Genomic DNA, 26,384 nt, shown 5'->3' with positions numbered 1-26,384 from the left:
TTTGCCATGCGTCTTGCGGCGGCTTGCACCAACCGAAAGCCTTTGCCCGGTATGGAGACAATTGAGCCTTTCAATATCATCTACCAGACCGCAGAGGACGGTCTGGGCGATACCGTCAAGCCCCGGCTGATGGAAGCGGAAGCAGACCTTGAAAGAGTGCTTGTCATTGACGATAGGGACACACCGCTGACCCTTGCCGATGAGCGCATAGCAAGGGCAATCCGTGAGAACAACGCAAGGCTTGTTATCATTGACCCGGTACAGGCGTTTCTGGGCGCAGATGTGGACATGAACAGAGCAAACGAGGTGCGCCCGATATTCCGCAGTTTGGGAGACATTGCACAGGCTACCGGGTGCGCTATCGTGCTGATCGGACACCTGAACAAAGCCGCAGGAACGCAAAGCACCTATCGGGGATTAGGGTCTATCGACATCACGGCGGCAGTCCGCAGTCTGCTCTTTATTGGCAAGCTGAAGGACAGTCCGACAACGAGGGTGCTTATCCATGAGAAAAGCTCCCTTGCGCCGCCCGGACAGTCCCTTGCCTTTTCTCTGGGAGATGAGAAAGGTTTTGAGTGGATAGGGGCTTATGACATTACCGCTGACGAGCTTCTTGCCGGGACAGACACCGCCAAGACCGAGAGCAAGACCGCACAGGCGCAAATGCTCATTCTGGAACTGCTTGCGGACGGAAAGCGTATGCCGAGCGCAGAGTTGGAAAAGGCAGTCAATGAGCATGGGATTTCTTCACGCACCATGAGAACGGCAAAGAGCCGTATCGGGGACAGACTTGTGACCGAGAAAGACAGCACAGCATGGGTCTGCTATCTCCGAAACTGACAACAGGAACACGGCAAGCGTGGCAAAGACGGCAAGGTTTTTATAGATACCTTAATGTTGCCGCCTTGCCTTGTTCCCTCATACCGACATCGCCCGATGATGAACAGTCACCGGGCATTTTTCATTTACAGGAGGATTTTGAATGAACAATACCGCAACTAACACCGCCACTTGCCCGACTGTCAGAAAGCAGATCGGCAAGACAACCTATATCGTCCGTGTCCATTTCAGCCAGACCGCAAAAGAGACGATGGAGGACAAAATCAAGCGTCTGCTCCGTGAGGAAGTCCGCAAAATGTGACTTCTTTGTGAATTTGATGAAAAAGTCCTTGACTTTTCGTCTCTGGCAAGACCTTAAAATCCATTCTCATTTCCTGCGGTGCCCGGCTTGCTCCCTTCGACATCAAGGAGCTGCGGGACCTGATGGAATATGACGAGCTGGAACTGGATACCCTGGGCGACCAAAAGACGGCGCTGTTTGTGATCCTTTCGGATACGGACAGCACTTTCAATTTCGTGGCCGCCCTCATGTATAGTCAGCTTTTCAATCTGCTCTGCGACAAGGCGGATGACTTCTACGGCGGACGGCTGCCCGTCCATGTCCGTCTGATCTTGGACGAGTTTGCCAACATCGGCCAGATACCGAACTTCGATAAGCTGATCGCCACCATCCGAAGCCGTGAAATATCGGCTTCTATTATTTTGCAGTCGCAGAGCCAGCTAAAGACCATCTACAAGGATGCGGCAGATACCATCGTCGGTAACTGTGACAGCACCTTGTTTTTGGGAGGCAAAGAGAAATCCACGCTCAAGGAAATTTCGGAGCTGCTGGGGAAAGAGACCATTGATCTCTATAACCAGTCCGAAAACCGGGGCAGCCAGGTTTCCCACGGCCTCAGTTATCAGAAATTAGGAAAGGATATGCCATAATTCATGGTGACGAGTTCAGTTGCCTTGAGTAACAGATGAACAGGGACACGATCAACTGGATTCGGATAAAACGAAAACAGGAGGTCGCTATGGAGAAATTGAAAAAGCATATCCATGATGACAGTAACGGTCTGGACTATGTTCTGGTCGGAGACTACTATATTCCAGACTTACAGCTGCCGGAGGAAAGCCGCCCAATCGGACGGTGGGGACGGATGCACAGGGAATATCTGCAAGAGTATTGTCCCGACCGGTACAATGAATTGCTTCTGTCTGGAAAGCTGTGGACATATCTTGCCGATCTGGATGAGCAGGCACAGAACCGTCTGGATTGTATCATTGCCCAGATAAAAGAAACAGAGGGAGTCACGGAGGAATTGAAAGCAAAAGACCAGCTTGCATGGGTCGGTCACATGAACAGCATACGCCACCGGGCAGAGGAAGTCATTCGGTCTGAGATGATTTTCGTCTGAGAAGGTGGAAAAACTGAGGCCATTCACTTTTATAGTGGATGGCCTTTTTGCTACCTGCGCTTTTTCTTTTTTGGCATATAATACGGCTGTGACTTGGCTTTTCCCCGCATATTGTTTGGGTTTTTAAGCAGTTTGGACAGGCTCAGTATCCGCAGAAAAGCCGAAAAGTCCTCGGATGAAATTTTTTCAAAAGGAATCTGCATTTTATCACAGAACTCATGGATCATAGCTTCTGTGTCGGTTCCCATCTGTATGGCCTGTTCAAAATTCTCTTTGACCTCATCCAGTGTTGGCTGTGGGTCGGCTGTGGTCTTGTCTTTCAAATGGGCTTCCCGTATATCCCGGACAATGCTGTCCAGATCATCATGAAGGATATGGCTGTAAAAATCGTTCTCCTGTACCTGACCCAATTCCAGCGTCCGCATATACAGATCATTTTCTCCCGGTGCGTGTTCTTTCAGAATGGTCTGCCGGGTAGCTTCCAGAATCAGATTCATCTGGTTCACTCGCATATCAGCGATCTGGTCAATAAAGATTTCCATATCAACCATCAGCCGCAAAAAATTTGGATGAGTCGCCAGTTCACAAAGCAGGCGGTTGTTGATCTTTCCGCTGCTCAAAAGTTCCACCATAGCGTCACTCAGATGCAGAGCTTGAAGCTCCGTGTTTGGGTGATTTTTATTTTCTGACACACCCATCAGATAATCAGTGGACACACCGTAAAACTTTGCCAGTGTCGCAATCGCAAATGGGCTGATGTCTTTGTAGTCATCGCTCTCATATTTTCCCAGTGCCGACTTAGACAGGCCGGTCTGTTCTGCCAGCTGTTCCAGCGTCAGGTGCTTATCCACCACCCGCAGGTCTTTGAGCCGTTCCGGGATCGACAGTTTTGTGTACATCAAAGCACCTCCTTGCCAACGGTTTTTGTTTTCCATTATAGCACATTTCCGAGAGCGTGGAAATATGCGGTTTTCGTGTGATTTTCCTGCGTCTTGGACATACGGGAGAAGCCCTCTTTTTTCGGTAAACTGGTTCTTGTCAGGAGACATAGAACCTTGAAAAATGAATGACCGACTGCAAGGGGGATGACCTCCGGGGAAGTGACGCCACGATAAGAGCGCACCAAAGAGGACAATACGCTGGGAGAGAATCCGGGCAGGAATATTTTGCAGACAGACCGGCAGACAGAAAAATAAACGATGCGGGACATACCGCATCAAATGAATGGAGGTAGATCATTATGAAACTGAATATGAAGGAAAAGAAAATACTTTACGCTTACGCCTGCCCCAGCCATCACAACACAGTGACAAGGCTGAAATGGCTGACAGCATTGACTGTTGACCCGGAGGCGAAAAGCCAGATGCTTCATCTTGCTCGTAAAATTGAGACAGAGACAGAGGAAAGGTGGTACGAAGCCTTTTACCATCATCTGCGTATGGAGATGGACGAATACCGCCGGATTAGACGCAGTCTGCGTGCGCTGAAAGCAAACACCGATTATGAGGAGGAACTGTATGAGGAAGCTGTCTAAATATGAAAAAGAAACCATCATCAACTGGAATGAGGGCGAGACGATTGCCAGTATCTACACCTTCAATGCCAGCTTGAAACGCAGACTGGAGGATTTCAGCCGGAAGTACCCTCTGCTGTGCCGCTTGGAACGCAGTACGCCGGAAGGTAGCGTGACCTATGTACTGGACAAGTCCCGACTTTCGATCCGGCTGGTGCCGCCGTACAGCGAAGAACGGCTGGCAGCTGCAAGGGAGTACGCAAAAGAGCATGGCTTTCAGGTCATACAGACAGAAGAAAAAATCGCTTAAAATGAGGGCGATTTACGAAAAAATATCGGGTCTGCACCCGCTGTTTTGATTGGCAATTTCCGCAGGCGTATTCTGTATCCACTTCTCGCCTATGGGCGTAAATGTACGGATACGGAGCCGGTGAAACTGGCAAAAACCGCTTCTGCGGTGAAGGCCAGCTTCGCCGGTGCGGGAGTACAGAGGGCAGCCAGCCCTTTGTGCCGGGGTGCAGGGGCGGCAGCGCACTGCTGGGGTCAAGGGGCAATGCCCATTGGCGGGTTGAGGGCAGCCAGCCTCATCGGGTCAAGGGTGAAACGCCTTGCCCAGGGAAAGTTGATGCCTGCGTCAACTTGTACTGGGTATTACCTGACGCAAAACTTCGCAGGTCTGGCGGCTTTGCCGCCCTCCCCAGCCCAGAACATCTTTGCAGGAAGGAGGAAAAATATTTGAAATTAACAAGACACAATGGACGATCTGGGAAGCATGGCACTTACAATCCCCGGCACAATGACCGTCGGTTCGATGTAGAAAATAGCGAACACATTGACGCTGAGCGTGCCAGACAAAATGTGTACTGGGACTGTTACCGGGGCTTTACCACCCACGACTTTCGGGAAAACTCAGAGCAGCCGGATTTCAGCTTTGAGGAAATTGAACGGATGTATTACTACGAGCATTATGCCGACCATGTCAATGCTCAGAACGCCCGGAACGAGAAAACCCGGCACATTGAGCGCAATCGCACTGTGGATGATCTTTTGAAAAATAACAAGACCTGTCCAGAAGAAAGCATCTACCAGATCGGCACTATGGAAGAATCCGTTCCGCCAGAGACTTTAGCGCTCATTGTCAGTGAATTTTATGAGGAATTTGAAAACCGTTTCGGTTCTCATATCCACATTTTAGACTGGGCGCTCCATCTGGATGAAGGAACTCCGCACATCCATGAGCGCCATGTATTTGACTGTGAAAATCGGTATGGAGAGCTGTGCCCCCAGCAGGAAAAGGCGTTGGAGGAACTGGGTATCCCTCTCCCTAAACCGGAACAGCCAAAAGGAAAGCACAATAACCGGAAACAGACTTTTGATGCAGTCTGTCGGATAATCTTATTTGACGTTGCCAAACGGCATGGGCTGCATCTGGAACAGGAGCCGTCTTATGGTGGGCGTGACTATTTGGAAAAGCAGGATTATATCCTGATGAAGCAGAAGGAGCAGCTGGCGACACAGGAGCAAAAGCTGGAGGAACTGACGCTAAAAATTGAGGATGTAGAAACCTTGCTGGAAGATGTTTCCGGTGCAGCCTATGACAAGGCGGTGGAGGTTGTGACCGACAAGGTTCGGGAACAAACCCAGCTTGAAGATATGGAAGTAATTGAGAAATATCGAAAGAGCGTGGTATCGCCCAATGCCAAAAATTCGCCAGAAGTTGTGAAGATAGCGAACACTCTGCTGAGTAGGGTGCGAGAAAAATTACAGCAGTCTGCTGAAAAAGTTCTCAAAAAGGTACAGGCGGTGCTGTTAAAACCGGAGGTCAAACAGGCTGGCAAAGAGCAGATCAAAAATAAAGCCAGAAAATCCATTAAGGAGAAGCTGGCACAAGGCAAACTGGACGCTGATCGGGAGAACCGGGTGCGCTGGGAGCGTGAAGGACGGATTGCTCCAACAAGAAAACAGGATATGGAATTGTGAGGCATCTGATTTTCTATGGAAACCGGATGCCTTTTGCATTGTTTGGAGGTGGAAGAAACGAATGTATTTGAAGCAGTAAAACAGTCTGTTACCACAAGGCAGGCTGCTTTGGTTTATGGAATTTCAGTAGGACGCAACGGGATGGCTTGTTGCCCGTTTCACGATGACAGGCATCCCAGCATGAAGGTGGACAGACGGTTCCATTGTTTTGCCTGTCAGGCAGATGGAGATGTGATTGATTTCACTTCCCGTCTTTTTGGACTAAGCAGTAAAGAAGCTGCCTTAAAGCTGGCAGAGGACTTCTCAATCAGCTTTGACCGCAAAGGCCACGATCCGCCACAAAAGAGAGTAATCAAAAGAAAAATCAGCGTGGAAATGCGATACCGGCAGGCAGAGCAGAAATGCTTTCGGGTGCTGTGCGACTACCTGCGTTTGCTGGAACGATGGAAAGAAGAATATGCGCCCAAACAACCGGAGGATGACTGGAATCCTTTGTTTGTGGAGGCTCTGCACAGGCAGCCATATATCGAATATCTGTTGGATCTTCTTCTGTCTGACAGCATAGAAGAACGAGCTTTTGTAGTTGCTGAGTATGGAAAAGAGGTGAGGAAAATTGAACAGCGAATATCAGAGTTTATCGCCAGCCACCCAGCAGGCTGTGATGAGCGCAGCCGAAGCCATAGCGACGGAACAGAGCGTTGATGAGGTGCGGCAGAGCCTTTCTGTTACCGACAAGGGAAAAACAGCCAACACCATCGACAACTGCCGGATTGTGTTCTGCTGCGATCCACTCCTGCGGGATGCCATCCGGCTTAATCTCCTGACAGACCGGGTAGACATTGTACAGGACTTGGGCTGGCGCAGGAATACCAGCGCTCTGACGGATACTGATGTGAAATATCTTCTCCTCTATTTTGAGAGAAACTATGAGCTGACCAGTGAGAAAAAGATCACGGCTGCCCTTTCTATCGTAGCAAACGAAAATTGTTACCATCCAATTCAGGATGTGCTGAACAGCCTTGTCTGGGACGGTACACCACGCATCCGATCCTGTCTGCACCATTTTCTTGGTGCTGATGAAAGTGACTATGTGGAAGAAATGCTGAAACATTTCCTGCTGGGTGCTATACGCCGGGTATTCCGTCCCGGTTCCAAATATGAGGAAATGCTTTGTTTGGTGGGCGGTCAGGGTGCCGGGAAGTCCACCTTCTTCCGACTGCTGGCGATCCGGGACGAATGGTTCTCTGATGACCTGAAGAAGTTGGATGACGACCGGGTATTCCAAAAGCTACAAGGTCACTGGATCATTGAGATGTCAGAGATGCTTGCCACCAGCAGCGCAAAGAGCATTGAAGAAATCCGTTCCTTTATTAGCCGACAGAAGGAAACCTACCGGACACCTTATGAATCTCAGCCTAAAGACCGGCTTCGGCAGTGTGTGTTCGGTGGTTCCTCGAATACGCTGGACTTTCTGCCGCTGGATCGAGCCGGGAACCGGCGCTTTCTCCCAATCATGATTTACCCGGAGAATGCAGAGGTTCACATTTTGGAGGACGAGGACGCTTCCAGAGCGTATCTGTTGCAGGTATGGGCAGAAGCTATGAGCATTTACCACAGCGGCAAATATTCCATGAAATTCAGCAAGTCCATCCAGCGTCAACTGGTGGAGGTGCAGAAAGACTTCATGCCGGAGGACACCGAAGCCGGACAGATACAGGGATTTCTGGAACACTACACCGGAAACATGGTCTGCTCAAAACAGCTGTTCAAGGAGGCGCTGGGACATACCTTTGATGAGCCGAAGCGGTGGCAGCTCCACAATATCAATGAGATCATGAACACGGTCGTGACCGGTTGGAAGCCTTTTTCCAATCCCCGGATGTTTGCCGGATATGGCAGACAAAAGGGCTGGGAACGGGACACTTCCGGCAACGAACTACCCAGCAACGAAGGTGGATTTGTAGAACTGAGTGAAGAAGAATGCCGTCAGCTGGAACTTCCGCAGGAGTGGATCGCCTGACAAGGACGGTCTGTTGCCGGGATGGTTGCCGGTTGGTTGCCGGGTTCGTTGCTGATAAATTTATGGTTTTGATATGGAAAAAGCCCGCAAGTAAAGGCTTTTTATGATCTATCTATGTTTTCGGCAACGAAAGCAACGAGATTTTACAAGAAAATTTGAAAAGTAAGAAATCAGGGTCAGACGATAGTTTACAGGTTTTTTGATGTCCGTTGCCGGACTTCGTTGCCACAGCTACCGTCTGATCCCCTATTCTATGGAGGTAGCCTATGGAGAAAAACAAGAAGCAGAATAAAAAAGTCCAGTTTGTAGTGGTTCGTGAGTTTTCTGGGGACAAAACCATGCGGGAAGCCTTTGAGCAGCTGATCGAGCGTCAGACCTGCGAACACTTCGAGGAATGGTTAGAGCATCAGGAAATGGCACGAAAAGCGGCGTAAAGCAGTTGAATCATGGACAGGGGCATGGTATTATAATGGTATCGTGTCCCTGTTCATAGAAGGAGAACACTATGAGCAGGAAAAAACAAGTGAATCAGAAAATCACAGCCCTTTATTGCCGTATCTCTCTGGAGGATGGCGGCGATAATGAGAGCATGAGCATCAGCAACCAGAAACTTATGCTCCGGGACTTTGCCGAAAAAAACGGAATGTTCCAGTATGAGTATTATGTGGATGACGGTTATACAGGCCGCAATTTCAACCGCCCTTCTTTTCAGCGCATGATTGCCGATATTGAGGCGGGAAAGATCGGCTGCGTTATCACCAAAGACCTGTCCAGACTGGGCAGGAATTATATCGAAGCTGGCAGCTATATCGAAATCTTTTTCCCAAAACACAATGTACGCTATATCGCCATTACAGACGGAGTGGACAGCCTGACCCGTCAGGAAATGGACATTACGCCGTTTAAGAATATCCTGAACGATATGTACAGCCGGGATATTTCCAAAAAGGTGCTGGCAGGGCGTATGACCCGCTCCCGGCAGGGGAAGTTTTGTGGTGGGCAGCCGCCCCTCGGTTTGATGCGTGACCCGGAGGATAAGGGACATTTGATCCGTGACCCTGAGACAGCACCGGTAATCCGAAAAATCTATGATATGGCGCTGGATGGCTGGGGATGCATGCGGATTGCAAAGCAGCTCATGGATGATAAAGTCCCGATCACCAGAGTAAAAAGCAACACAGAATGTGATGTAAATTACTATTCATGGGGAAGTGCAAGAATCAGCCATATTCTGCGGAATCCCTTTTATAAGGGCGCACATCTGGTCTGCCGGACACATCAGAAAGGGATTCGCTCCAACACCTATGACATTATCCCTCGTGAGGACTGGGAAATTATCGAGGATTGCCATGAAGCAATCATCTCCCCGGAAGAATGGGAGCAGGTACAGGAAATCATTGACCGCAGACCAACCATTATGAAGGGCAACTCCTGCCCCTTTTATAACCTGTTCCACGGTATCATTTATTGTGCGACTTGCGGAAAGTCCATGCAGGTGCGGTATGAAAAGGTTGGCAGAACCGGAAAGAATCGTTTTACCGGCGAACAGCGAGAACCGATTGATAAGGCGTATTATATCTGCCAGACCTACAACAGGCTGGGCAAGAACGCCTGTACCAGCCACAAGATCGAAGCCAGAGATTTGTACAACCTTGTGCTGAAAGATATTCAGGAACTGGCAAAGACTGCGCTCAAAGATGCCGATGCTTTTTATCAGCGGCTGAGCAGCCGGATGGAGCGCCGGTATCTTCTGGATGTCTCCCAGACACAGAAGGAATGTCAACGACTGGAAAGCAGGAATCGTGAAATTGATGAGATGTTCCTGAGCCTATATACCGATAAGGCAAAAGGAATCCTGACTGAGCAGCGTTTTATGAAGCTGACAGCAACACTGGAACAAGAGCAGGAAGCCAACCAGAAGCGCCTGCAAGACCTACTGTTGATGATGCGCCACTCTGACGAACAGGAAAATGAAGTCCGCACCTTCATCAAAGAAATCCGGCGCTATGCAGCCATTGAAGAACTGGATGAAGCGGTGCTGAACCGGCTCATCAGCAAAATTTTGGTGGGCGAAGTCAAGAAGATTGACGGACAGAAGGTGCAGGAAGTCAGAATCGTTTATAACTTTGTCGGAGAAATCCCGGAGATTACAGCATAATCATTTCGCCTCATCTCTCAATCAGCGAGGGATGAGGCTTTTCTTTTTGTAAAATTGCAATAGATATATTCATAATTTATTTACAATTAAATTCCTAGCCGTACAGCAGAAAAATGATGACGAAAGATGATGCAAATGCTATAATGTTTGCATATAGATATGACAATTTGACCATATCGGAATCTTTATTCAAACAGATGATTGGAGATATTGCTATTATGAGAAATCCATGGCCAATTTTCAGCATTGCGGCTCTCTCCGGAGCTGCGTGCCTGATATATGATCACTTTTTTTCTTACGAGACTATGTGGATTGCTGTTGTAGTGTTTCTTGCGCTGCTTGCTCTATGCTTTTTCGCATATTGCAAATATGAACACTGGCTGGCAAAGAAACTTAACCCCTATGTGGTGGCGTATCAAAGCGACCATAATCTTGAGAATTTGAAACAGGGATTGGATCGCTGGCGTCCTTGGGCACTCAGCAAGCATTCCAAAAACATCATTACAGCGAACTGGTTCTCCGCTCTGCTGGAACAACAGCGCTGGACAGAAGCGGAAGAAACTTTGGAGCAGTTTTTGCATCGAGCAAAAAATACGCAGGATAAACTGGGGTATCACCTACTTCGTGAAGATTACGCAAGGGCGATCGGAGACACTGAATTAGAGAAGCAGGAACGACTTCTAAGCGAACAGCTAAAAACCCAGCTTGGAAATAAAAAGGGAGAATCAAGAATACCCGCAAGCGCCAAAGAGAGTAAATATGCTTTCTTTTGCTGGCTCTCTTTCAGCGTTGGTCTGGCACTGTTCGGAATCATCAGCAATATCGCCACCGGGGACTCAATCCTTGGATCGTTTGGAGCCGGAGTTTTTATTTTGGGCTTGTTCTCGTTCCCAGTCTGCTTGATCTGGCTGATTCTCTGGTTGATCCGGCGCAGAAAGGAGGCTGCTAAATGACTTATATCCTCTCGGTACTCTATGTAATTGTGTCTTATACATTCTTTCTTTTGGCAGTTCATTTTGGCAATGCAATCACATTGCAGATAGTATCGATCCTTCTGCCCTTTATTATGGGGATCGTCAATTTGATTGTTGTGCTGACCGTAGGAAGAAAGTGGTCGAGAAAAACATTGCTGAACTGCACTTTGATTATCAAGTATGGACTAATCCCGTTCTACCTGATCGGAGGGAGCATCACTGTATATGTAACGCTGATGGCATTCTTCCCATTGCCGCTGATGGTGTTGTTCGGACTGGTAACCATTGTTTTTTTGATTTTGGGATACGGGATTCTATTAGGGGCAGCTCCCTATGCTATCGCTTATCTGATAAAGTCATGCAAAGACGGCATACATCCGAAATGGTTGGCGGTTTTAGCTGGAATCTGCCAGTTCTTCTTTTCCTTTGATGTACTTGCAATGATGGTTCTGACATTAAAGGAGCGGCACAGGGTCAAAACGACGATTGCCGTTTTCTGTGCAATGTGTCTTGCGCTCCTGCTTATCGTACTCTATGTGGTCATGACGCTGATAGGGGCATAATCGACCTTTATATAGGATATGAGTTGTTCATACATAAAACAAATTTGATAGAATCGCAGAAAGGATTTACGCTTATGAAAAAACAATGGATTGCTTTACTGACAGGATGTGTGCTGGTATGCAGTATGCTGGCCGGATGCGGCTCAAAACCTCAGACATCAGCTCCGGCAGCTGCGGGCAGCGATAAAGGCTGTACGGATGAGGCCATTCTGTCTCAGCTGAAAAATGACGGGACACCTGAGTTCGTACTGGATGGCACTTACTACACACTTCCTTTGGAAACTTCCCAGCTGATACAAGCCGGCTGGAGTTTGGAAACGGAAGAATATGATGCAGCAGAGGTTTCTCTGCAACCCGGCGAGCGTATTTATGGGGAACTTTCCAAAGACGATCAGGAAATAGATGTTGCAATCGTAAATGCCGGGACAGAGCCATGCAAGCCTGCTGAGGGCGGAACGGTGGTAGAACTGGAATACTCTGCCGATAAGGATCAACCAAATCCTGATTTCTTTGTAACGCTCAATGGGATCAACTGTGCGATGTCCAACGCAGCTTTACAAAAGGCGCTGGAAGGTGTAGACGGATATGAACTGAATTCCGCAGGAAATATCGACATCAATCGTACTGTTGATGATGATGAAATTGCTGTTTATAAAGTCATTCTGGATGATGACTACACAGCAATCACGCTTGCTTCGGACAATGTTTTTGAATACAAGGATTATCAGCCGCAAGAGGTAAAAGAACAGGCATCTAATGAAAAGATTGCCGCTTACAAGGATACTACAAAAGCCGAGATGGAGCCGTATGCTCAGGATTTCAATGCGATCATCGAGGGATATGAAGAAAATATGGTCGTTGGATTTTACAGTGAAGGTACTATTTGGGGCGAAGAAGTCGGTGAACATAAATCTATTGCCGGAACGCCGCTCGCTTCGGATGTGTCTCTCTACATCGCAGAGGATACAACCGGCCAGCTCTACTGTATTGATAACCAGATTTTGAATGAAGATGGTATTGTAAGCACTGCCATTGAGCTTGAGGAAGGCGATCAGGTCAAGGTTTGGGGTTATGCTTCACAGTATCTGGAATTGCAGGAAGGTCTGAAAATCGTCGTGGTTCAGCCTGGTATCATTGAACGCAACGGCGAACTGGTGATCCTGGACAAAAATTTGAAAGTAGACTAATGCTTTTGAACGCCGGGTGCATATATCAAAGGATTGCATCCGGCGTTCTCAACTTAAAACAATAATTAGGAGGAATAATTATGCTTACAATGAATGAAAAAGATAAAAATGAAATGCTGGAAGCCATTTTGAACGAAAATGAATCCTATCAGTGCAAGTTATGGGCGGTCATCATGGCCGGGGCTGATACCTATGCACTGATCGGAGGACTTTCTACACTGACGGGGGGCGCTGCCGCTGCATTGGGCGCACTGAGCAATGCTTACTGCTATCTAGGAGTTACCGAGCAACACCTGAATATGGTCATCGTAAATTCCGTTAATGTCTCCAAAATTGAAAACCGGCTTTCTCTGCCCCTAAGCAGCATAACAAAGGCAGAAGTCAAGGGTGGACTGCTGCCCGGAAGAAAAGTCGTAATGCTGCATTTTGGAAAAGAGAAAATGAAAATTTCTTTGATGAACAATGCGATTGGCTCTGATATTCAGGGGCAGAAAGAAAATGTTGAGATGTTCTGCCAGATTGTTTCCAAACTCGGATAACCCGTATTATAAAGCGAGAGGAATCAGAGCATGAAAAAAATCTTAATTGTGTTATTAGCTATGGTGCTGCTCCTTGCTGGATGCGGTAAAAATGGGACTTCATCGCCACAATCTCCCTCTGATGAATCTGTGGCGGATCAGCAGGAACCTTCTTCTTCCGAAACCGAAATATCATCTGAATATAATGCGATTCCCGGAAGTTATACCGTCCCGGATGGATGGGAGGAATCTGAGAAGCATTCTACTGATTCGCAGATTTTCTATATAGAGGAAGGCCACGAAAATGATGAAAAGCCGGACAACATCTCCATCCATGTAGGAAAGAACAAATATAGTCTGGATGAGCATGAGCAGTTTCGGGATGCGATCGTCCAACAGATTTTGATGCAGCTGGATGGTATTGAAGCACAACTGAACGGGGATGGAACCTATACCGAGCAGGGGGAGCTGCTTTATATCTTTACTATCGACGAGGGCGATATTGTCACCACGCAATACTATATTGTAAAGGATTACGGGTTCTGCCTGATCCAGCTTACAAATTTCAGCGGATCAGAAACCACTGAACAGGCCGCCAGGGACATGGTAGATAGCTTTGTTTGGGATACAGAAGGATAAATTGATACAGGAACAGTGATTTTATAGGAAAACGACGAAGATGGAGAAACGAAAACTTTCAGGAAAAACAATTTTGAAGCTGGCAGGGGCACTTTTGGCTCTGGCTTATTTGGGATTCTATTTTTATGTAGGTATTACAGGAAAACTTCCTTATATGCACGAAACTGTACATATCATGCGATACGGAGATCGTAAAAAATGGGTGGCAGGTGGTATGACAGCAGCCATGATTCTTGGTATATGTATCAACTCTGCGCTTAATGACTTAAATCTCAAGAGGATACGCAAGGAGTCATTTCTACCCTTGTTTTTCACTATGATTTTTCCGATTATCCTCCTTCTGCTTCTGGAAGCTTTTCTGGATAATGGCTGGCTTGGGATTGGCATTTATGCCAGTGTTGCAATCTTCATGTGTGCGACTGCATGGATTCCACTGATCCTAAGAAAATGGATCACCCATCTACTTTTGCGTGACAAACCTATGAGTGGCAAACAGCAAGTGCGGATCATTGAGTGGATTCATTTTCATCCACTGAAAAAGTTGCTGGTTTTCGGGCTGTGGGGCTTTGGCGTTGTACTGGTTCTGCGTGGCATCTGGGTAACGGCAACCGGGAAAATCGAAATGGATGGAGAGCTTTTTCTGTTTTTACTTGGCACAGCAGTTCTGGTTGTAGCGCTGTTTCAGAAAATGAGGCGTTATATCTGCGCGCCTTACCGGAACATACCGGTACTGAATCAGATTCTCAGCAAAAAACAGTTGGAGCAGCTGTTGGATGGAGAACACTTTGAACCAATAGCGTTTGAAGATGAGGGCATGAAAAAGTATCTGGAAATATACCAAAGCCAGAACTGGATGCTGATTGGCGGTAAGCTACTCTCAAAAAAGCTGGCTTTATGGTTCACAATGAATCGGTTCAGAAACCATACTTCCTTGAAGGTACTTTACCTTAACGGCATGACTGCCAAAGCGACAGTCGATCTGGATATTCGAGGGGACCGGTACAAGGAGTCTACTGCTGTGCTGAAAGAATTGATTGGATACGAAGGCACACTTAAACTGTATGAAAAAGAAGAACAGCTGGCACAGAAATTTGCGTCCTTTTTCCCAGAGCAAACTTCCGAACAAGATCGTGTCGCTGCTTTTCTTTCTCAGGATGTGACGCTGATCCGGCAGGACTATATTCAGACCTTCTCTCCGCCGCCAGATCCCCGAAAGAAAAAAAGGAGTAGACGGGAACGGGAATAAAAGATTTTTTCATTTTTCAATGGAGAAAGGCTTACGAAAATAAAGAGGATATAACTTGGAGGTTACCTATGAACTATGATATGAATATGATTAAATACCGCAAAAGTGGTTTTTTCAGAATTGCAGCAGCTATTCTGATTATCTGTTTTACACTATTGGGGCTTACCGCTTGCGCCGGTACTACTGACAGCAAAGATAATAACGATGATAATGCACTGATACAAGGAACATGGGAAATAGATACCGGCTCTGGTGCTGGTTATAAATTCGTTGACGATAAGTTTATGTGGTTAAAATCCATCGAGAATGTTAACGATAACTACTGGTACGGAGATGTTGAGTATTATAAAGGTGCTGAAGCAATGGATATAGCAGGACTAACAGAGGAGGAACTTAAGAGCAGCCTGCCAGGTCTTAAACCTGAAAACATTTTTGTAACAAAATTAGATCCCGAAAAAATCATTACCGATGGTGAGGATAAAACTGCTACCAATATGAACGACCAAACCTTATGGACTCGCTTATGGCTTATTGAAGAAAATGAGGACAGTGTTGCTGCGGTAGTGTTTGATTTAGAAACTTTTAGTATGGAGAGCTACACTAAAGTTAAGTAAAACCAGAAATTTGAAGTTGTGTAATTGAAATGTCACAGATGTATTGGGAGAAAGAGTTATGGTTATAAAGAACTGGGAAGGAGAAATATTATGGCTGTTGATAACGCAAGTCAGATTGATGCAATCGCAAACGATAAAGAAAATGCTTGTTTGGTACTCCTTATTACCGACCATTTGAATTGGGACAATGAGTTTGAACACTTGAAGATTTTACAAGATAAAATCAATGCGTATGTGGCTTTTATCGAAAGCGAACAGTACGATGAAATATACCCCAATGCTGATTTTAAGATGGCTATGATAGAAATCCATTTCAAGTATGATATAACAGATAACTGCCAGAAATTTTTGCAAGTAGTTCAAGATCAATTAGGACGGATAGGGATAAAAATCAAGGCACAGATTAGCTAACAGTTTCCAGTTTGTAGAACTTAGTAAAACAAAATTCAGTTTGCATAGCAGGCAGCCCAACCACAATTAAATCTTCACAGCTTTACTAAGCAGGAGATCCGAAAAAGGTCTCCTGCTTTTTTGCACCCTAAATTAAATGTATCACAGCTAAAACTATCGAAAACAAAATAGGCAGATACCATAAAAGAAGTTTTTCTTTGGATAGTGCTTGTCTTTTTTGAATTCATCACTTGACATTGTGGCAAAGAGTTGATGACCCAGGACGAATTAGCAGTGATGGACGGCGGCAAGTGTATCTTCATGCTGCGGGGCGTGCGCCCGTTCCTTTCGGACAAGTACGACCTCACCCGACACCCGAATTACAGATACACGGCCGACGCCGACCCTAAAAATGTCTTTGACATGGAACGGTACATGAAGAAGCAGCGTGCCGTGGTAAAACCCACGGACACCTTCGATGTGTACGAGATTGACGCAACTACTTAAACCCAAATCAAAAACATTTTTTAGGAGGATTATTTTATGGCATTTTTCAACAGTGCAGTTGGTGTTTTGCAGACTCTCGTAGTGGCCCTGGGCGCAGGTCTTGGTATCTGGGGCGTTATCAACCTTCTGGAAGGTTACGGCCAGGACAACCCTGCTTCCAATGCTCATGTGCGGTAAAGTAATAAAAAGATTTAGGTAGCCGCCTTAACTATTCCTAAATAAGATAATATGCACAGTATTTTCTCGTAAATAGAAAATAAATTATTGCATTTTACCAATTATTATGTTAAAATGACAATGTAACAAAGAGCTATGTATTTTTAAGGAAAGGGAGGAACTTATGAATTTAAGAAAATCTATTTTAGCACTTTCAGTAGTAGCTGGAATTGTAGCTGCTCCAATGACTGTATTTGCCGCTCATACTCATAGTTGAGGTTCTCCCCAGTACTATGGATATGAAGATGAAATGCCTGGTATATATGATGACTGGGATAAATGTGCGACACGTCATGTATATAATTACAAACAATGTTTAATTTGTGGAGAAGTAAGCATTTATGAAGTTGAGACGATTGAAATGTCTCACAAATGGGTGAATGGTGCATGTGTATATTGCAACAAAGGTTACGCGAAAGAGATAAATTAACATAGTATCATTACCGGCAAGTTTATAATCAAAAAATAGAAAGCATTGAGAATATTTCAAAATTTCTTGAAAGTACTCTCAGTGCTTTCTTTGATAATATGAAAGGAGAAATAAATGCAAAAAAAACAACTTTCTGTATTAGTACTAATTATTTTATGCTTTTTATTAGGATGTAACAGAGAAACACCAAAAGATGAATCTCAACAAAATTATGAAGATGAATCTAATATTTCTAAAACAAATGGAGAAGAACTTGTAAATATAAACAGTGAATTGTTAGGTTCGACTCCTTTTGATATCCAAATCGATAAAACAGCATTGCAGACTAGAAAAGAAACAGAAACAGAAGTTACAATAAAGACAAATTTAACAGACTGGGGTTATACTGTTTCTTCTGAAAAAGGGAAAATATCTGATATAAATAAAAATTCATTCATATATATAGCACCTAAAGATGAGAGGGATGATACTATAAAAATACAATTATCGGACTATGAAAATGGCATATCATATGAATATACAATTCCACTTATTTTTGCGGGAAACAATGAACATTCTTTAGATAAATTCAAGGAAAATCTTTCAAGATTACCTAATAGTTAGTAAAGAGTCGATAGACTAAAGTACCACCATCCTCTTTTATTTCAACTGAATATCCATCCCGCCGCACCGCAGCGGCACATGAAGCAGTAAATCCGAAAAAGATTTGCTGCTTTTTTTGCGTCCATTTTTGGCAAATTTCCAAAAGTTCCGTATTAGACAGTGAAACCAAAAAAGGCTGCCATTTTTTTCAGACAGCGGGCAAAACGCAGCTTCCGAAACGCCTTATTGTCGGGAAAGACCGAGCCGCCGGAAAAGTTCTTGCCGGAAAGTCCGTCCATTCTGCTCTTTTGTGGTTTGTAGGGAGTAAGGGAAAAACGCCAGCCCGCAGCCTTTTATAAAAAAAGCTGGTTATAGATTTTCTGAAAAAGTGGCAGTAGCAAGTGAACGGCAGGCCGGCAGTTTCTTAGAGCAAGATTCTACCGAGGTGCCAAAATTCGCTTATCGCTCATTTTGCCCCTGCGGGAATCTTGTTGGGGAGTGCCTTCCCCAAACCCTGCTTATGCGGCTTGCGCCGCTGAAAAACCCCTCAAAATATTTTTCGGATTTTTCAAAAACAGTTCCGCTTCACACCCTGTTTTTCTCCTATTAGTGAGAGGACACCACGCACAGAAAGGAGGTCAACCACCTATGAAACGATACAACACGCCGCACCGCAGCCGGGTAGTCAAAACACGCATGACCGAGGAAGAATACGCCGAGTTTGCCCAGCGGCTTTCTGCTTACCACATGAGCCAAGCCGAGTTTATCCGGCAAGCCATAACCGGGGCAGCCATACGCCCCATCATAACCGTTTCCCCCATCAATGACGAGCTGCTTGCCGCTGTCGGGAAGCTGACCGCCGAATACGGGAGGATCGGCGGCAACTTAAACCAGATAGCCCGGACGCTGAACGAGTGGCACAGTCCCTATCCGCAGCTTGCCGGGGAGGTACGGGCGGCGGTTTCCGACCTTGCTGCCCTAAAGTTTGAAGTCTTGCAGAAAGTGGGTGACGCTGTTGGCAACATTCAAACATATCAGCTCTAAAAACGCCGACTATGGCGCAGCGGAAGCCTATCTCACATTTGAGCATGACGAGTTTACCATGAAAGCCACCCTTGATGAAAACGGGCGGCTGATACCGAGGGAGGATTACCGCATTTCTTCCCTCAACTGCGGGGGCGAGGATTTCGCTGTTGCCTGTATGCGAGCCAATCTCCGCTATGAGAAAAACCAAAAACGGGAAGATGTGAAAAGCCACCACTATATCATCAGCTTTGACCCACGGGACGGGACAGACAACGGCTTGACCGTAGACCGGGCGCAGGAGCTGGGCGAGCAGTTCTGCAAGGAGCATTTCCCCGGACACCAAGCCCTAATCTGCACCCACCCGGACGGGCATAACCACAGCGGGAATATCCATGTGCATATCGTCATCAACTCCCTGCGGATTTACGAAGTCCCGCTTCTGCCCTACATGGACAGACCAGCCGACACGCTGGAGGGCTGCAAGCACCGCTGCACCAACGCCGCTATGGAATATTTCAAGAGCGAAGTCATGGAAATGTGCCACCGGGAGGGGCTTTACCAAATCGACCTCTTGAACGGCAGCAAGGAACGGATAACCGAACGGGAATACTGGGCGGCAAAGAAAGGGCAGCTTGCCCTTGACAAAGAGAACGCCGCCAGAGAAGCCGCCGGACAGCCGACCAAGCCCACCAAGTTTGAAACGGACAAGGCGAAGCTGCGCCGGACGATACGGCAGGCACTTTCCCAAGCTGGCAGCTTTGACGAGTTTTCTTCCCTTTTGCTGCGGGAGGGTGTGACCGTCAAGGAGAGCCGGGGGCGGCTTTCCTACCTCACGCCGGACAGGACAAAGCCTATCACAGCCCGAAAGCTGGGGGACGATTTTGACAAGGCTGCTGTCCTTGCCCTGCTCACGCAGAACGCCCACAGAGCTGCCGAACAGACCAAAGCCATACCCGAATACCCTGCCGCAGTTAAAAAGCCGTTACAAGGGGAAAAAGCTGCAAAAACCACCCCGGCAGACAACACCTTGCAGCGCATGGTTGACCGGGAAGCCAAGCGAGCCGAGGGCAAGGGCGTGGGCTATGACCGCTGGGCGGCAAAGCACAACCTAAAGCAAATGGCAGCTACCGTTACCGCCTATCAGCAGTACGGCTTTTCCTCCCCGGAGGAACTGGACGAAGCCTGTTCTGCCGCCTATGCCGCCATGCAGGAAAGCCTTGCGTGGTTGAAGCAGGTGGAAAAGACGCTGAACGGGAAAAAGGAGCTGCAACGGCAGGTGCTTGCCTATTCCAAGACCCGCCCTGTCCGGGACGGGCTGAAACAGCAGAAAAACGCCAAAGCAAAAGCAGCCTACCGTCAGAAGCATGAAAGTGACTTTATCATAGCAGACGCAGCCGCCCGCTATTTCAGGGAGAACGGCATTTCCAAGCTGCCGAGCTATAAATCCCTGCAAGCAGAGATTGAAAGCCTTATCAAAGAGAAAAACAGCGGCTACAACGATTACCGGGCAAAACGGGAGGAGTACCGCCGCTTGCAGACTGTCAAGGGCAATATCGACCAGATTTTACGCCGGAGCGAGCCGCAGCGCAGAAAGGAGCAGAGCCATGAACGGTAATATCCCCCGCATGGACTACCGCCAGTACCGGGCAGCCCGCCGCCTTGTGCATGAGTGCTGCAACTATGACAGCGGGAACTGCCTGCTGTTGGAGGACGGCGAGCCTTGCGTGTGTGTACAGAGTATCAGCTATTCGCTGCTCTGCCGCTGGTTTACCGCCGCTGTCCTGCCCCTTGATGAAGCACTGGAAGCCGCCCTCTTGCGCCGGGGAAGCCGGAAACGCTGCGCTGTCTGCGGGGCGTTCTTCTTCCCAAAATCCAACCGGGGGAAATACTGCCCGGACTGCGCCGGACGCATGAAGCGGATAAACGCCGCCAAACGGAAGCGGAAACAAAGGGAGAAATGTCACGCTTTAGGGCATTTCAAACCCGCATAAATCAAGGCTTTTTTGGAGGGTGTCAAAGGGTGCGTGATACATTTATCCTTTTCCCTTAAAAACGCCCCCTAAAAGCGTAACAGAACCCACAGACAGACACCACAAGGAGGTGAACCCTATCGCTGATTATATGACCGCAGGAACGGAGCTGCCCGCTTACCTGCCTTACCCCCGTTTCCTGCTGGAAACAGACCTATCCCACACCGCAAGAGAGTTATATGCGCTGCTGTTAGACCGTTCCACCCTTTCGCAGAAGAACGGCTGGCAGGACAGCGAGGGACGGACATACATTGTCTACCCCATAGCAGAGATAGCGGAAATGCTGGATAAAGGCTGCACCACCATAAAGGGCGCACTGAACGAACTGGACGCTGCCGGGCTGCTGGAACGCAGACGGACGGGCTTTTCTGCCGCCAACCGTCTGTATGTGAAAGTGCCGCCTATCCCAGTGGTACAGTTTTCCGACCAAATGACGGACGGAAAACCGCCCCTCATAAGGGCGGGAAACCGACCAACTGACAGCCGGAAAACTGACCTTATGACGGTCGGAAAACCGTCCCCTAACCAAACTAATATAAACAACCTAATAGAGAGCCAAACAAAAGGAGCGAGTGAGGGGCAGCCCCCCGCCGCTTATGGCAGATATAAAAATGTATTTCTTTCTGACACAGAACTTTTGGAGCTGGAACAGGACTTCCCCGGCAAGTGGGAGTATTACCTTGACCGCCTTTCCTGCCACATCGCTTCCACCGGGAAGCAGTACCAGAGCCATGCAGCCACCATTTACAAGTGGGCGCAGGAGGACGCTGCCAAAGAGAAGCCAAAGAAAGGCATACCGGACTATTCATTCAAGGAGGGAGAAAGCCTATGACCGATACAATCCACAACACCATACTGCCTATGACCGACACCACAGCCGAGCCGGAGGATTACACCGGGGAGGACGGGCTTTTATACTGCGGCAAATGCCGGAAACCCAAAGAAGCCTATTTCCCGGAGGGCAAGACCTTTTTCGGGCGTGACCGCCACCCGTCAGAGTGCGACTGCCAGCGGGCAGCCCGTAAGGAACGGGAAGCCGCCGAGAAGCGGCGCAGCCACCTTGAAACGGTGGAACGGCTGAAACGGCAGGGCTTTACAGACAAGACCATGCAGGACTGGACATTTGCCAACGATAACGGCAGCTGCCCGCAGATGAAGAACGCCGCCGGATATGTGGCACGCTGGGAACAGATAAAGGACGGGAACTACGGGCTGCTCTTGTGGGGCAGGGTAGGCACTGGGAAAAGCTATTTTGCCGGGTGTATTGCAAACGCCCTCATGGAGCAGGAAGTCCCGGTGTGCATGACAAACTTTGCAGCAATATTAAACGACCTTGCCGCCAGCTTTGCGGGCAGGAACGAATATATTTCCCGCCTTTGCAGCTTCCCCCTGCTCATCATTGACGATTTTGGAATGGAGCGTGGCACAGAATACGGTCTGGAACAGGTCTACAATGTGATTGACAGCCGCTACCGGAGCAGGAAGCCGCTGATTGTGACGACCAACCTCACGCTGGAGGAATTGCAGCACCCGGAGGACACCGCCCACGCCCGGATTTATGACCGCCTGCTTGAAATGTGTTCCCCTCTCTGCTTTACCGGGGAGAATTTGAGGAAAGCCGCCGCACAGGGAAAAATGGAACAGCTGAAACGGCTGCTTGCCGGAAAGGAGATTTGCCTATGACCGACACCCAGAGAAACAAACGCCCTGCCCGCCGCCCGGACTGCGTGACCGAAACGAGGATAGGCAACACAATCCTTGTGGTGTCTGGCTTTTTCAAGGAGGGGGCGACCGACACCGCCGCTGACAAGATGATGAAAGTGCTGGAAGCAGAAGCCGCCGCCGGATATTTGACCTGTGATAAGCCTGATTGAAAAACCGTCATTTTTACCGACCGTAAAGAAGCAGATTTGACGCTTTTGCCGCTATACAGACAGCCGCCCCATGTGGTACAATCAAGGTACGGAATAGTGGGGCTGGCTGTCGGAAACGGAGGAATTTATGTTAAGACAGACCACCCAGCAACTCATTACCGCCCTTTACCCAAGACTGTCCCATGAGGACGAGCTGCAAGGCGAGAGCAATTCCATTTCCAACCAAAAGAGGATTTTGGAAACCTATGCCAAACAGAATGGATTTTCTAATCTGCGCTGGTACACCGACGACGGTTATTCCGGTGCGAACTTTCAAAGACCCGGATTTCAAGCCATGCTTGCAGACATTGAAGCAGGGAAAGTCGGGACAGTTATCGTCAAGGATATGTCGAGGTTAGGGCGAAACTACTTACAGGTGGGAATGTACACAGAAATGATTTTCCCACAGAAAGGTGTCCGCTTCATCGCTATCAATGACGGAGTGGACAGCGCACAGGGGGAAAATGATTTTGCCCCGCTGCGGAACATTTTTAACGAATGGCTGGTGAGAGATACGAGCAAGAAAATCAAGGCAGTAAAACGCTCTAAGGGCATGAGCGGAAAGCCCATCACAAGCAAGCCCGTCTATGGCTACCTCATGGACGAGGACGAAAACTTTATCATTGACGAGGAAGCCGCCCCGGTGGTACGGCAGATTTACAGCCTTTGCCTTGCCGGGAACGGTCCGACCAAGATAGCCCGTATGCTGACCGAGCAGCAAATCCCCACGCCGGGGACGCTGGAATACCGCAGGACGGGCAGCACCCGCCGCTACCACCCCGGCTATGAGTGCAAGTGGGCGACCAATACCGTGGTTCATCTGCTGGAAAACCGGGAATATACGGGCTGTCTGGTAAACTTTAAGACCGAGAAGCCGTCCTACAAGCTGAAACACAGCATAGAAAATCCCCCGGAAAAGCAGGCGGTTTTTGAGAACCACCATGAGCCTATCATTGACCGGGAAACGTGGGAACGGGTGCAGGAGTTACGCAAGCAGCGCAAACGCCCCAACCGTTATGACGAAGTGGGCTTGTTCTCCGGCATACTCTTTTGTGCCGACTGCGGCAGCGTCATGTACCAGCAGCGATACCAGACGGACAAGCGCAAGCAGGACTGTTATATCTGCGGAAGCTACAAGAAACGCACCGCCGACTGCACAGCGCACTTTATCCGCACTGACCTCTTGACCGCTGGCGTACTCTCCAATCTGCGGAAAGTTACCAGCTATGCGGCAAAGCATGAAGCCCGGTTTATGAAGCTTTTAATCGAGCAGAATGAGGACGGGGACAGACGCAGGAACGCCGCCAAGAAAAAGGAGCTGGAAGCCGCCGAGAAACGCATAGCCGAGTTATCTGCTATCTTCAAGCGGCTGTATGAGGACAGCGTAACCGGGCGCATATCGGACGAGCGTTTCACAGAGCTGTCGGCAGACTATGAAGCCGAGCAGAAAGAACTGAAAGAACGTGCCGCCAGACTGCGGGAAGAACTTTCCAAAGCGCAGGAAGCCACCGCAAACGCTGAAAAGTTTATGAATGTGGTACGCAGGCACACTACCATTGAAGAACTTACCCCTACTCTGCTGCGGGAGTTTGTGGAGAAAATCGTTGTCCATGAAAGCGTTGCCCTTGACGGGAAACGCCGGGGCAAGTTACGCAGACAGGAAATCGAAATCTATTATTCTTTTGTCGGCAAGGTAGAACTGCCCGACACCTAACCGCCCGACCTATCCGACATACCTCATGTGCCGGATAGGAACGGCAAAATTTTTTACACTTCTATTACTTCTTTATCACACATAAGCAAAAAGCCAGGGTATGAAACAGTTCATGGCTAATTAAAGGGAACAAAAAGAAAGGAAAAGCACAATCCAGACGGTATCAGCGGCAGTCTACAAGAATAAATTGTGATTTCACAAGATTGGTGCTATAATAAGAGAAAAGTTCCTGCCGGGGCAGCCGCCCCGGTGGTATGGATAGAAAGGCAGGAAAACAATATGCACATCAGCTATAAACCACTCTGGCATACACTGTTAGAGCGTGATATGAGAAAAGAAGATTTAAGGCTTGCCGCTGGTATGACAACGAATATGATTGCCAACATGAGCAAAGAGGGAAAGCACATCAGCATGGACACATTAGCCCGTATCTGCGAAACGCTGAATTGTGAGATTACCGATGTTATTGAGTTAGTACCAGACGAGCCTGCTTCCACAGGGGGTAAGGAACATGAGCGAATTGAAACCAAGAATAACGGAAAACGGAATTGATTATATCCTTGTCGGAGATTACTACATCCCGGACTTGAAACTGCCGGAGGAACACCGCCCTATCGGAAAGTACGGACGGATGCACCGGGAATATTTAAGAGAAGTCCACCCAGTCAGATTGAATACATTGATACTGACCGGAGAATTGTGGACATATCTTGCAGACCTGAACGAACAGGCACAGGAACGGTTAGACACTATTATGGAGCAGATGAAAGCTACCGAGGGCGTGACAGAGGAATTAAAGCGTACCTGTCAAATAGAATGGGTACAACGATGTAATAACATCCATAACCGGGCAGAAGAAATTGTTTTGCATGAGATGATTTATTCATAAACAGGAGCAATTAAATCGGAGGTATATCAGATGGTTGAAATTGTATTTAGTGAGAGTGCCTGTGGAAGTTTGAAAATTGCCCAAACTTACGGCAGGGGAAAATATAGAGGAAGTGCAATTTCGGTATTTATAAGGCACGAAAACGGGAGTGTTCCATCTTCAAATGAAATGAAAGAAGCACAACTTCAAGCACAAGAACAAGAATGTATTGCTTGGGAAAATGCTATTCCATTGGGAGGCAAGAGCAGTGATGTTTATTGTTTTGATATGGCTCTTAGTGTGGGAGATATTTCTGATAATGAAATTGGCGAACAGAGGAAAAATGTTCTCAAGAAAATGCTGTCTGTCTGGTTTGTAGAGGATTTAGATTATCAGGTTGAAGAAAAAATACAGAAAATTAAAACTACATTGTCCTCAGTTATTGAACGATATGTAGCTGGGGAAGAAGTTCGCATTTGGTATAGCTATAATCCGGATGAACTTTGCGGTATGTACTGGCTTATGAAACAACTTCGACCATTAAACTGTCAGACAACAATTTATTTGGTTAAATTACCTACATGGGAATATGGAAAAGAAAATGCTATGACATCTAAAATATCATGGGGTGAGGTGTCTCCTGGCGAATGGGGAAATTATATAACTCTACAAGAGAAAGCTGAGCCTGTATTTCTTTCAGCTTGCGCTATGAAATGGAATCAACTTCAAAATGAAAATGCACCTTTGCGTGCAATGTTAAATGGTAAATTGCAAAGCGTTTCAGAAGATATATATGATAGTTTCATTCTTCGTGAAATTGCGGAACAGCCAGAGCAATTCAAAATGGCTATTGTCATAGGTAATGTTTTAGGAAAATATCAACTTGGAATTAGTGATGTATGGATTTCCAATCGCATTGATAAAATGCTTGAAGATGGTGTGTTGGAAATTATACAGGACGCACCAAAGGGAGAAACAAATTATCGCCGGATATTAAGAAAACGAATGAAATAATAACCACAGTAAGAACCGCTGCTACATGGAAGGCATCCC

General features: G+C 47.5%; 30 protein-coding genes and 3 pseudogenes. 32 read left to right on the top strand and 1 reads right to left on the bottom strand.

The window, feature by feature from the left end; all coding sequences use genetic code 11:
• From DW826_RS15640 to DW826_RS15625, 4 genes and pseudogenes are all read left to right on the top strand, one after another.
• A partial coding sequence (locus DW826_RS15640; RefSeq protein WP_147327167.1) for an AAA family ATPase occupies nucleotides 1-840 on the top strand: 840 nt, incomplete at its 5' end.
• Between the two features lie 142 nt (nucleotides 841-982).
• Nucleotides 983-1,141: a transposon-encoded TnpW family protein gene (locus DW826_RS15635; RefSeq protein WP_006428300.1), complete on the top strand. Its 159-nt coding sequence runs from the start codon at nucleotides 983-985 to the stop codon at nucleotides 1,139-1,141.
• 41 nt (nucleotides 1,142-1,182) lie between these two features.
• Nucleotides 1,183-1,758: pseudogene (locus DW826_RS15630) on the top strand (TraM recognition domain-containing protein); the annotation flags it as partial.
• Between the two features lie 101 nt (nucleotides 1,759-1,859).
• Entirely contained in the window at nucleotides 1,860-2,243 is a 384-nt protein-coding gene (locus tag DW826_RS15625) for a TnpV protein (protein ID WP_002593334.1), read from the top strand.
• Between the two features lie 50 nt (nucleotides 2,244-2,293).
• On the opposite strand, the gene DW826_RS15620 is transcribed toward DW826_RS15625, so the two are convergent.
• Nucleotides 2,294-3,142 (bottom strand): helix-turn-helix transcriptional regulator, encoded by an 849-nt coding sequence (locus DW826_RS15620; protein WP_002594259.1) that lies wholly within the window; start codon nucleotides 3,140-3,142, stop codon nucleotides 2,294-2,296.
• A 341-nt stretch (nucleotides 3,143-3,483) separates the two neighbouring features.
• Here DW826_RS15620 and DW826_RS15615 point away from each other — a divergent pair, with 341 nt between their 5' ends.
• The 28 genes and pseudogenes from DW826_RS15615 (at nucleotide 3,484) to DW826_RS15470 (ending at nucleotide 26,345) form a co-directional block, all read left to right on the top strand.
• Nucleotides 3,484-3,777 (top strand): hypothetical protein, encoded by a 294-nt coding sequence (locus tag DW826_RS15615; RefSeq protein ID WP_002594258.1) that lies wholly within the window; start codon nucleotides 3,484-3,486, stop codon nucleotides 3,775-3,777.
• The gene (locus DW826_RS15610) at nucleotides 3,761-4,066 is read left to right on the top strand and encodes a hypothetical protein (RefSeq protein ID WP_004612788.1); all 306 of its coding nucleotides are present in this window, start codon (nucleotides 3,761-3,763) and stop codon (nucleotides 4,064-4,066) included. Before DW826_RS15615 ends, DW826_RS15610 begins: the two co-directional genes overlap by 17 nt.
• A gap of 425 nt (nucleotides 4,067-4,491) precedes the next feature.
• A complete protein-coding gene (locus tag DW826_RS15600; RefSeq protein ID WP_002594256.1) occupies nucleotides 4,492-5,736 on the top strand; it encodes a hypothetical protein in 1,245 nt (414 codons plus the stop codon).
• 15 nt (nucleotides 5,737-5,751) lie between these two features.
• On the top strand, nucleotides 5,752-6,438 hold the full coding sequence (locus tag DW826_RS15595; RefSeq protein ID WP_073382910.1) for a CHC2 zinc finger domain-containing protein: 687 nt from the start codon (nucleotides 5,752-5,754) through the stop codon (nucleotides 6,436-6,438).
• Nucleotides 6,398-7,756, top strand: coding sequence for a virulence-associated E family protein (locus DW826_RS15590; RefSeq protein ID WP_002594254.1), 1,359 nt, complete (start codon nucleotides 6,398-6,400; stop codon nucleotides 7,754-7,756). Before DW826_RS15595 ends, DW826_RS15590 begins: the two co-directional genes overlap by 41 nt.
• Nucleotides 7,757-8,022: 266 nt before the next feature.
• Nucleotides 8,023-8,190 carry a hypothetical protein gene (locus tag DW826_RS18345; RefSeq protein ID WP_004612784.1) on the top strand — a complete coding sequence of 56 codons (168 nt, stop codon included), beginning with the start codon at nucleotides 8,023-8,025 and terminating at the stop codon, nucleotides 8,188-8,190.
• Between the two features lie 71 nt (nucleotides 8,191-8,261).
• The gene (locus tag DW826_RS15585) at nucleotides 8,262-9,914 is read left to right on the top strand and encodes a recombinase family protein (RefSeq protein ID WP_117553164.1); all 1,653 of its coding nucleotides are present in this window, start codon (nucleotides 8,262-8,264) and stop codon (nucleotides 9,912-9,914) included.
• Between the two features lie 116 nt (nucleotides 9,915-10,030).
• Nucleotides 10,031-10,867 carry a ribonuclease III gene (locus DW826_RS15580; protein ID WP_242946559.1) on the top strand — a complete coding sequence of 279 codons (837 nt, stop codon included), beginning with the start codon at nucleotides 10,031-10,033 and terminating at the stop codon, nucleotides 10,865-10,867.
• Nucleotides 10,864-11,451 carry an ABC transporter permease gene (locus DW826_RS15575; RefSeq protein WP_117553163.1) on the top strand — a complete coding sequence of 196 codons (588 nt, stop codon included), beginning with the start codon at nucleotides 10,864-10,866 and terminating at the stop codon, nucleotides 11,449-11,451. Before DW826_RS15580 ends, DW826_RS15575 begins: the two co-directional genes overlap by 4 nt.
• A 74-nt stretch (nucleotides 11,452-11,525) precedes the next feature.
• Entirely contained in the window at nucleotides 11,526-12,638 is a 1,113-nt protein-coding gene (locus DW826_RS15570; RefSeq protein ID WP_117553162.1) for a hypothetical protein, read from the top strand.
• A gap of 80 nt (nucleotides 12,639-12,718) precedes the next feature.
• On the top strand, nucleotides 12,719-13,177 hold the full coding sequence (locus DW826_RS15565; RefSeq protein WP_117553161.1) for a hypothetical protein: 459 nt from the start codon (nucleotides 12,719-12,721) through the stop codon (nucleotides 13,175-13,177).
• A 30-nt stretch (nucleotides 13,178-13,207) separates the two neighbouring features.
• Nucleotides 13,208-13,795: a hypothetical protein gene (locus tag DW826_RS15560; RefSeq protein ID WP_054356919.1), complete on the top strand. Its 588-nt coding sequence runs from the start codon at nucleotides 13,208-13,210 to the stop codon at nucleotides 13,793-13,795.
• A 40-nt stretch (nucleotides 13,796-13,835) separates the two neighbouring features.
• Nucleotides 13,836-15,041, top strand: a complete 1,206-nt coding sequence (locus DW826_RS15555) for a hypothetical protein (RefSeq protein ID WP_117553160.1) — start codon at nucleotides 13,836-13,838, stop codon at nucleotides 15,039-15,041.
• 68 nt (nucleotides 15,042-15,109) lie between these two features.
• Nucleotides 15,110-15,655 carry a hypothetical protein gene (locus tag DW826_RS15550; protein WP_117553159.1) on the top strand — a complete coding sequence of 182 codons (546 nt, stop codon included), beginning with the start codon at nucleotides 15,110-15,112 and terminating at the stop codon, nucleotides 15,653-15,655.
• A 90-nt stretch (nucleotides 15,656-15,745) separates the two neighbouring features.
• Nucleotides 15,746-16,066 (top strand): DUF6572 domain-containing protein, encoded by a 321-nt coding sequence (locus DW826_RS15545; RefSeq protein ID WP_025489039.1) that lies wholly within the window; start codon nucleotides 15,746-15,748, stop codon nucleotides 16,064-16,066.
• Nucleotides 16,067-16,306: 240 nt separating this feature from the next.
• Nucleotides 16,307-16,552, top strand: a pseudogene (locus DW826_RS15540) (hypothetical protein); the annotation flags it as partial.
• Between the two features lie 36 nt (nucleotides 16,553-16,588).
• Nucleotides 16,589-16,717, top strand: a pseudogene (locus tag DW826_RS15535) (Maff2 family protein); the annotation flags it as partial.
• Between the two features lie 595 nt (nucleotides 16,718-17,312).
• Complete coding sequence (locus tag DW826_RS15525) at nucleotides 17,313-17,801, top strand: hypothetical protein (protein WP_002569239.1); 489 nt, start codon at nucleotides 17,313-17,315, stop codon at nucleotides 17,799-17,801.
• A 627-nt stretch (nucleotides 17,802-18,428) separates the two neighbouring features.
• Nucleotides 18,429-18,824 carry a plasmid mobilization relaxosome protein MobC gene (locus DW826_RS15515; protein WP_002594236.1) on the top strand — a complete coding sequence of 132 codons (396 nt, stop codon included), beginning with the start codon at nucleotides 18,429-18,431 and terminating at the stop codon, nucleotides 18,822-18,824.
• Complete coding sequence (locus DW826_RS15510; RefSeq protein WP_002594235.1) at nucleotides 18,796-20,421, top strand: relaxase/mobilization nuclease domain-containing protein; 1,626 nt, start codon at nucleotides 18,796-18,798, stop codon at nucleotides 20,419-20,421. The genes DW826_RS15515 and DW826_RS15510 overlap by 29 nt, the downstream gene beginning before the upstream one ends.
• Nucleotides 20,411-20,797 carry a cysteine-rich VLP domain-containing protein gene (locus DW826_RS15505; RefSeq protein ID WP_002594234.1) on the top strand — a complete coding sequence of 129 codons (387 nt, stop codon included), beginning with the start codon at nucleotides 20,411-20,413 and terminating at the stop codon, nucleotides 20,795-20,797. Before DW826_RS15510 ends, DW826_RS15505 begins: the two co-directional genes overlap by 11 nt.
• Nucleotides 20,798-20,927: 130 nt before the next feature.
• The gene (locus DW826_RS15500; protein WP_117553158.1) at nucleotides 20,928-21,668 is read left to right on the top strand and encodes a replication initiator protein A; all 741 of its coding nucleotides are present in this window, start codon (nucleotides 20,928-20,930) and stop codon (nucleotides 21,666-21,668) included.
• The gene (locus DW826_RS15495) at nucleotides 21,665-22,519 is read left to right on the top strand and encodes an ATP-binding protein (protein WP_002594232.1); all 855 of its coding nucleotides are present in this window, start codon (nucleotides 21,665-21,667) and stop codon (nucleotides 22,517-22,519) included. The genes DW826_RS15500 and DW826_RS15495 overlap by 4 nt, the downstream gene beginning before the upstream one ends.
• Nucleotides 22,516-22,710, top strand: coding sequence for a transposon-encoded TnpW family protein (locus DW826_RS15490; protein ID WP_002594231.1), 195 nt, complete (start codon nucleotides 22,516-22,518; stop codon nucleotides 22,708-22,710). The genes DW826_RS15495 and DW826_RS15490 overlap by 4 nt, the downstream gene beginning before the upstream one ends.
• A gap of 127 nt (nucleotides 22,711-22,837) precedes the next feature.
• Complete coding sequence (locus tag DW826_RS15485) at nucleotides 22,838-24,463, top strand: recombinase family protein (protein ID WP_002594230.1); 1,626 nt, start codon at nucleotides 22,838-22,840, stop codon at nucleotides 24,461-24,463.
• A 279-nt stretch (nucleotides 24,464-24,742) separates the two neighbouring features.
• Nucleotides 24,743-25,015 (top strand): helix-turn-helix domain-containing protein, encoded by a 273-nt coding sequence (locus DW826_RS15480; RefSeq protein WP_002593556.1) that lies wholly within the window; start codon nucleotides 24,743-24,745, stop codon nucleotides 25,013-25,015.
• Entirely contained in the window at nucleotides 24,975-25,352 is a 378-nt protein-coding gene (locus DW826_RS15475) for a TnpV protein (RefSeq protein WP_055079944.1), read from the top strand. Before DW826_RS15480 ends, DW826_RS15475 begins: the two co-directional genes overlap by 41 nt.
• Nucleotides 25,353-25,382: 30 nt before the next feature.
• A complete protein-coding gene (locus DW826_RS15470) occupies nucleotides 25,383-26,345 on the top strand; it encodes a DUF3658 domain-containing protein (protein ID WP_035393624.1) in 963 nt (320 codons plus the stop codon).
• Nucleotides 26,346-26,384 lie beyond the last annotated feature (39 nt).

The organism is Clostridium sp. AM34-11AC (genome assembly GCF_003435375.1).
Taxonomy (GTDB): Bacteria; Bacillota; Clostridia; order Lachnospirales; family Lachnospiraceae; genus Pilosibacter; species Pilosibacter fragilis.
This window is presented reverse-complemented; position numbering and strand designations above follow the sequence as displayed.

Coding starts and splice junctions, on each gene's coding strand:
- DW826_RS15635 (WP_006428300.1), top strand. CDS start 983: ATGAACAATACCGCAACTAACACCGCCACTTGCCCGACTGTCAGAAAG.
- DW826_RS15625 (WP_002593334.1), top strand. CDS start 1,860: ATGGAGAAATTGAAAAAGCATATCCATGATGACAGTAACGGTCTGGAC.
- DW826_RS15620 (WP_002594259.1), bottom strand. CDS start 3,142: ATGTACACAAAACTGTCGATCCCGGAACGGCTCAAAGACCTGCGGGTG.
- DW826_RS15615 (WP_002594258.1), top strand. CDS start 3,484: ATGAAACTGAATATGAAGGAAAAGAAAATACTTTACGCTTACGCCTGC.
- DW826_RS15610 (WP_004612788.1), top strand. CDS start 3,761: ATGAGGAAGCTGTCTAAATATGAAAAAGAAACCATCATCAACTGGAAT.
- DW826_RS15595 (WP_073382910.1), top strand. CDS start 5,752: ATGGAAACCGGATGCCTTTTGCATTGTTTGGAGGTGGAAGAAACGAAT.
- DW826_RS15590 (WP_002594254.1), top strand. CDS start 6,398: ATGAGCGCAGCCGAAGCCATAGCGACGGAACAGAGCGTTGATGAGGTG.
- DW826_RS18345 (WP_004612784.1), top strand. CDS start 8,023: ATGGAGAAAAACAAGAAGCAGAATAAAAAAGTCCAGTTTGTAGTGGTT.
- DW826_RS15585 (WP_117553164.1), top strand. CDS start 8,262: ATGAGCAGGAAAAAACAAGTGAATCAGAAAATCACAGCCCTTTATTGC.
- DW826_RS15580 (WP_242946559.1), top strand. CDS start 10,031: ATGACGAAAGATGATGCAAATGCTATAATGTTTGCATATAGATATGAC.
- DW826_RS15575 (WP_117553163.1), top strand. CDS start 10,864: ATGACTTATATCCTCTCGGTACTCTATGTAATTGTGTCTTATACATTC.
- DW826_RS15570 (WP_117553162.1), top strand. CDS start 11,526: ATGAAAAAACAATGGATTGCTTTACTGACAGGATGTGTGCTGGTATGC.
- DW826_RS15565 (WP_117553161.1), top strand. CDS start 12,719: ATGCTTACAATGAATGAAAAAGATAAAAATGAAATGCTGGAAGCCATT.
- DW826_RS15560 (WP_054356919.1), top strand. CDS start 13,208: ATGAAAAAAATCTTAATTGTGTTATTAGCTATGGTGCTGCTCCTTGCT.
- DW826_RS15555 (WP_117553160.1), top strand. CDS start 13,836: ATGGAGAAACGAAAACTTTCAGGAAAAACAATTTTGAAGCTGGCAGGG.
- DW826_RS15550 (WP_117553159.1), top strand. CDS start 15,110: ATGAACTATGATATGAATATGATTAAATACCGCAAAAGTGGTTTTTTC.
- DW826_RS15545 (WP_025489039.1), top strand. CDS start 15,746: ATGGCTGTTGATAACGCAAGTCAGATTGATGCAATCGCAAACGATAAA.
- DW826_RS15525 (WP_002569239.1), top strand. CDS start 17,313: ATGCAAAAAAAACAACTTTCTGTATTAGTACTAATTATTTTATGCTTT.
- DW826_RS15515 (WP_002594236.1), top strand. CDS start 18,429: ATGAAACGATACAACACGCCGCACCGCAGCCGGGTAGTCAAAACACGC.
- DW826_RS15505 (WP_002594234.1), top strand. CDS start 20,411: ATGAACGGTAATATCCCCCGCATGGACTACCGCCAGTACCGGGCAGCC.
- DW826_RS15500 (WP_117553158.1), top strand. CDS start 20,928: ATGACCGCAGGAACGGAGCTGCCCGCTTACCTGCCTTACCCCCGTTTC.
- DW826_RS15495 (WP_002594232.1), top strand. CDS start 21,665: ATGACCGATACAATCCACAACACCATACTGCCTATGACCGACACCACA.
- DW826_RS15490 (WP_002594231.1), top strand. CDS start 22,516: ATGACCGACACCCAGAGAAACAAACGCCCTGCCCGCCGCCCGGACTGC.
- DW826_RS15485 (WP_002594230.1), top strand. CDS start 22,838: ATGTTAAGACAGACCACCCAGCAACTCATTACCGCCCTTTACCCAAGA.
- DW826_RS15480 (WP_002593556.1), top strand. CDS start 24,743: ATGCACATCAGCTATAAACCACTCTGGCATACACTGTTAGAGCGTGAT.
- DW826_RS15475 (WP_055079944.1), top strand. CDS start 24,975: ATGAGCGAATTGAAACCAAGAATAACGGAAAACGGAATTGATTATATC.
- DW826_RS15470 (WP_035393624.1), top strand. CDS start 25,383: ATGGTTGAAATTGTATTTAGTGAGAGTGCCTGTGGAAGTTTGAAAATT.